The following is a 5,311-nucleotide window of genomic DNA, read 5'->3' as shown; positions in this document are numbered from 1 at the left end:
GCGCGCTCATGCAAGCCGCGGATGCCGAAAGAGCGCGCCTTGGCCAGGTCTTCCTGGCTCAGGCCACGCCCGTTGTCGCTCACCTCCAGCGACAGCACCCCGCCGGCCAGCGACAGGTCGATGTGGGCCTGGCTCGCCTGGGCGTGCTTGGACACATTGGTCAGCGCCTCCTGCACCGTGCGATAGGCCACCAGCGGCACACCGGCCGGCAGGCTCAGGTGCTCGTGGCGCGAGCGGAACTCGCAGGTGATGCCGGTGCGCTTCTCGAAACGGCTGGCCATCCACTGCAAGGCGGCGATCAAGCCTTGCTCCAGGATGGCCGGGCGCAGGTTGTGCATCACCCGCTGGCTGGCCTCGATGGCGTGGCTCACGGTCTCCAGCGCCGAATTGACGCGCGACAGCACCTCGGGCGAGTCGGAGTGGCGGGCGATCCAGGCCAGGTCGAACTTGAGCGCGGTGAGCGAGCCGCCCACGTCGTCGTGGATTTCTCGCGCGATCGCGGCGCGCTCCAGCTCCACGCTGGTTTGCAAGTGCTGCGCCAGCTCGTGCACCCGCTGCTTGGATTCACCCAGCTCGCGGTCGGCGCGCTGGCGGGCCAGCAGCAGTTCGTGGGTTTCTACCGCATGCAGCAGCGCCGGGCCGAGGCGGGTGAGGTTGTTCTTGAGCAGGTAGTCCGAGGCGCCGTTGCGCATGGCCTCGACCGCCGTGTCTTCGCCGATCTCGCCCGAGACGAGGATGAACGGGATCATCTGCGCGCTGGCTTTCAGCAGATCGAGCGCCACCAGGCCCGAAAACCCGGGCAGGTTGTAGTCGGAGACCACCACGTCCCAGTCTTGCTCGGGCTCGATGCACTTCAGGAAGTCGGCCTCGGTGTCGACGCGCAGGGCGTCGACCACCAGCCCGCTGCGGCGCAGATGAGCGAGCATCAACTGGTGATCCAGCTCTGAATCTTCCAGGTGCAGGACACGCAGGCGCTTCTCGGACAGGGGGGGCGACATGGCTTGCAGTATGCCAAGGGCGCGCTCAATCTTTGAGTCGTCGAGTTCCAGCAGGTACGAAACAGCACCTGCCTCGAAGAATCAACAGCCGAAGTAATCGCCTTCGGTGCCACGGGTACGCAAGTGGCCCTCGTGCCAAGGCGTGTGTTTGAAAGCCGGATACCCAGCCCGCACGTACTGTTGGACGTCTTCGAGGCTTTCTTCGTTGCTGTCTCGATACATCGCATGAACCAAGCGCTCATAGGGCTCGCGCCAGTGCAGAGCGTGGGGTGCGATCAATCGTTCGGACAGTGTTACTTGAAAACCGAGGCCGGCTGTGCCGTGTTGTAGATGCCGTATTGGCTGTACCAGACCATGTTGCCCCAGGCGGTGGTGCCTGACCAGTTTGTCATCAGGTCCAGCCAAGCGTTCTCGGTATCGTTGCCTTGCGTGGACCAAGCGATATAACCCACACCAAACTCCTGGGCATACCGCATGAGCAAGCCTGCGTCGACCTTGCTGCCAAGGTTGTTGTTGCCGCTGTTGTGGTTGTAGCCAAATTCACCAATCACGAGCGCAAGCTTGTTGTTGCGATAGTTGTTCATGGCGTTGTAGATGTCGCTCGCGTTGTTCCATGCCCCATACATGTGGATGGAGAACATCAGGTTGTGCCGCGGATCGTGGTTGAGCAATTCTTGGCCGTGCCACAGGGCACCGTTTCCGTTTTGGCCCCAACCGGGGTTGTCGATCACGATCGTGGTGGTCAGGCCGGCATTGCGGATGATGGAGATCGGACGTTTGTAGTCGGCGGCCCACTGCGCTTCGCTCTTGTCGTGGGCGCCCCACTCGTTGGCGATGTTGATCATCAGGTAGCGCTCATGCTTCTTGAGCACCGCGGCCACATCGCTTCGTGCCCAGTAAGAGGCCAACTTTTCCAGCAGCGCGGGGTCGTTGCTGCCCGTGCCGTCGTGCAACTCGACCATCGAGATCATCTTCTGCGTTTCGACGGCCGTCAGTACCTCGTCCAACCGCGCGGCGCTGCCCTGTGTGGTCCAGACAATGCGTACCAGGTTGGTGCGGCGTGCGGCCAGGTTGGGCAACACGGCGTATGACTGGGTGTCGTACCACGCATGGGGGTTGTTCACGCCGCGCGGGTAGAAGTTGTTGCCGTTGGCGTCTTGGAGGCTGCTGCCGGACACCTTGAATCCGGCCGCGGTTGACCCAGTTGATCCGACCTTGCAGGTCTTGTTGTTCTCCCATCCCCAACCGTCGCCGTCCGGGTCTGAAGAAGCGCTGGCGCAGGCGGGGTAGGTGGTGCCTGCCCCGAGCTTGCAGGACCGATTGTTCTCCCAGCCCCAACCATCACCATCGGGATCCGAGGTTGCGCTTGCGCAGGCGGGATAGGCCGTGGTCGCTAGCACCTTGCACGAGCGATTGTTCTCCCAGCCCCAGCCATCCTTGTCCGGATCGGACGCCGAACTCGAACAATTGGGAATGCTCTGCGCTTGCACCACCGACGCGAGCAATACGACGCAGACCGCAAGAATCCTCTTCAGGTAGCTATTCACAGGCAGGCCCAATCATCAGGATGAAACGAGTGCTAGACACGACAGTCGGAACCACGGAACCACGGAACCAAGAAATCGCTTGGCTCGCTATGCGGCGAGGTGGCCTGCTCAGAGGCCGCCTCAGAGGCGCATGGGCCGGCTCCAGCGCCGGCCCTGAAGTTCAACGGGGCCACGCCGCCTGGAACAACGCATTCCGCTCAAACGTCCATTGCGGTGCCGTGCACAGCCCGCAGCTCGGACCGGCGAAGAGCGCTTTCGCGTTGGCGTCGTCGGCCAGCTGCCACCGCATCCATGCCGTCACGGCGGGGCGGAAGTCACCCCCGTTGATGGCAGGCTCAAAGTGGGTGGCTCCCTGCAATGCGGCATAAGCGGCGCGGGCGCGGGTCGCACGCGCGTAGGCGCTGCGCACCAGAAGGGGCGACACGATGGTGTCGTTCTGGCCCGCAAAGAACACCACGCTGGCGGTGCTGCTGATCGTCGAATAGCTGCCAGCCTGCAAAGGCGCCGCAGTGCGAATGCGCGGGTCATGTGCCGCTGCCACCGAACCGAAGCCGCCTTGAGAGTGGCCGCTGGTGCCGACGCGCGTCAAGTTGACCTTGCCGTAGAACGGGCTGGTGGGAGTGGCATTGAAGGTTGTCAGTTGGTCGAGGCCCTGCAGCATCTCGGCGCCGCTGCCGGCGTTGGTGGTGTTGGCAGCCGCAACGATGAAACCATGAGACGCCAAATGGCGAAGCAGGGCGTCATATGCACTCGGCGTCGCGCCTGTGCCGTTGCCCCAGAGGATCACCGGATGGAGCAGGCCGTTTGCGCCCATCGTGGTCGGGTGGTAGTAGGTGTGGGTGGGGGCATTGATGACGCTGACCGCGAAGGAGCCACGCGTGCCGAAGGCCGTGCCCACCGACGGGAACCCGCTCGGCGGTTCAGCCGGAGGCTCGGCGGGGGGCTCGACGGGGGGCGGCGTCACCCCACCGGGGTTGGCTGCCTGGAAGGCGGCGTTTCTCTCGAACTCCCAGTCGTTGGATGTGCAAAGACCGCACGATGCACCCACGAACGTCGGGGCGGCATTGTTGTCTTCGGCCAGGGCGAAACGCAGCCACGCGGTGGTCACAGAACGGAAGCCGCCGCCACTGCGGATTGGCGTGAAGTGGGTCGCCCCCTTGAGCTCGCCGTAGACCGCGGGGGCGGTTCTTGCGGACTGGTATGCAGGGCGGACGAGGGCCGGCGGAACGATGGTGTCTGCGCTACCCGCGAGGAACAGAATGCTGCCCCGTACGTTGGCCGCGTAGCCCCCGCCTTCCAATGGCACGGCAGTTTTGACACGGGGGTCGCTGGCGGCCCTGACGGCACCGTAGGCTCCCTGCGAGTGACCGCTGGTCGCGACGCGCGTCGTGTCCACCCGGCCGAAGAACAGATCACCGGCGGTCTGGTTCATCGAGGTCAGCAGGTCGAGACCGCGCAGCATCTCGACCCCGCTGCCTGGGTTGGGCGTGTTGGCGGCGGCGACGATGAACCCGTGAGAGGCCCAGTGGCGCAAAAGCCCGTCATAGATCGACGGTGTGGCCCCGGTGCCATTCCCCCACAGCACCACTGGGTGCCGCACGCCCGTGGCACCGGCCGTCGGATAGTAATAAGTGTGGGCTGCGCCGCGGCGCACGCTGACCGCCAAAGGACCACGAACATCGAACGCGGTACCCACCGATGGGAAGCCGGGGATTGCCGCCAAGGCTTCAGTGGGAGTCGAGGCGGACAAGTCGGAAGGCGCGCCGTAGGCATCAGCAGTACTTGCGACCTCGTGCTCAATGACGTCTTGGGTGACCGGCGGTGCTGCGGCATCGTCTTGGGGGGCCGTTCCGCCGCCGCAAGCGGCCAGAACGAGCGCCAGTGTCAATGCTGGCACCTTGTTGAGAAATCGCGAAGTCATAGAAAACGTCCTGCTCGATGATGGGTGGAACGGTGTCACGCCGTCTGCCGCACCTGCGGTCAGCCGGCCCGAGGCCGCGCGAATGTAGCGAACGGCCGTGCTTTTGTGAACTTGTTCACACCAACGGATACGTGTCGAACGTCTGGATACGCTGCCCGGGGAAAGCCGCCAATGCTGATCGGTAGGTGGGCGCGGCGCTGAGGCGATCGCTTGTACTGAGCAATGCTCAGCGCCGCCTTCATGCGGCTGAAACCTTCTTGGAGATCCATTCGGGTGAATCCCTGACCGTGATGACCGCGGGACTTGTGGCGCCCGGCGATCGCTGCGTCACTGTGAGATAGGGCAGTGCCTGAGCGGCCGGGCTCGACGCTGCCCACAAAGTGGCCAAAACGGCTGTGCCAGCTCGGCATTGCAGCGAATTGCCAGGACTTATTGCCCGTGATCGGGCTTATGTATCGGCCCCGTCTGCCGAAAATCCCATTCAGATGACCCCGTTGAGTGCGGCGCTTCGGCGCGCACCCTGCCCCCCACCTGAGTGGAGACTCGAAGCTGATGGAAGACGCGAACGAAGCACAAGCATCGTCTGCCGGCGGCACCCTGCCCTTGTTGGCGGCGGCTGATTTGCAAGACCACTTGATGACCGCCAGCAACGACCTGGATCGGCTGCAAACGCTGTTGTCCGACGCCTGCGACACGCTGATGCAGCGTTTCCATGGCGCGTCGCAGCACATCAACACCCTGCGCTCACAACCTCACACCCTCGAAGACGACGATGCCGTCTTCAACGACGTGATGCAAAACCTGGGCGGCGCCGTCACGGCCCTGCAGTTCCAGGACATGGCCTC

3 protein-coding genes and 1 pseudogene are annotated in these 5,311 nt (G+C 64.0%); 1 reads left to right on the top strand and 3 read right to left on the bottom strand.

Annotated features, from left to right (window positions below):
- The 3 genes from RMO40_RS18470 to RMO40_RS18460 form a co-directional block, all read right to left on the bottom strand.
- Positions 1-998 (bottom strand): response regulator (locus tag RMO40_RS18470; protein ID WP_309724511.1); only part of this gene is annotated, 998 nt, incomplete at its 3' end.
- 293 nt (positions 999-1,291) lie between these two features.
- Entirely contained in the window at positions 1,292-2,545 is a 1,254-nt protein-coding gene (locus RMO40_RS18465) for a cellulase family glycosylhydrolase (RefSeq protein ID WP_309724508.1), read from the bottom strand.
- Between the two features lie 160 nt (positions 2,546-2,705).
- The gene (locus RMO40_RS18460; RefSeq protein WP_309724506.1) at positions 2,706-4,466 is read right to left on the bottom strand and encodes a poly(ethylene terephthalate) hydrolase family protein; all 1,761 of its coding nucleotides are present in this window, start codon (positions 4,464-4,466) and stop codon (positions 2,706-2,708) included.
- A 552-nt stretch (positions 4,467-5,018) separates the two neighbouring features.
- Here RMO40_RS18460 and RMO40_RS18455 point away from each other — a divergent pair.
- A pseudogene (locus RMO40_RS18455) lies at positions 5,019-5,311 on the top strand (hypothetical protein); the annotation flags it as partial.

It is taken from the genome of Rhizobacter sp. (assembly GCF_031412075.1).
In the GTDB taxonomy this organism is placed as follows: Bacteria; Pseudomonadota; Gammaproteobacteria; order Burkholderiales; family Burkholderiaceae_C; genus Rhizobacter.
Note: the sequence above shows the minus strand (reverse complement) of the source record. Positions and strands in the feature narration are given on the sequence as shown.

What these genes read in the sequence shown, in the direction of transcription:
- RMO40_RS18460 (WP_309724506.1), bottom strand. Translation starts at nt 4,466, where the DNA reads ATGACTTCGCGATTTCTCAACAAGGTGCCAGCATTGACACTGGCGCTC.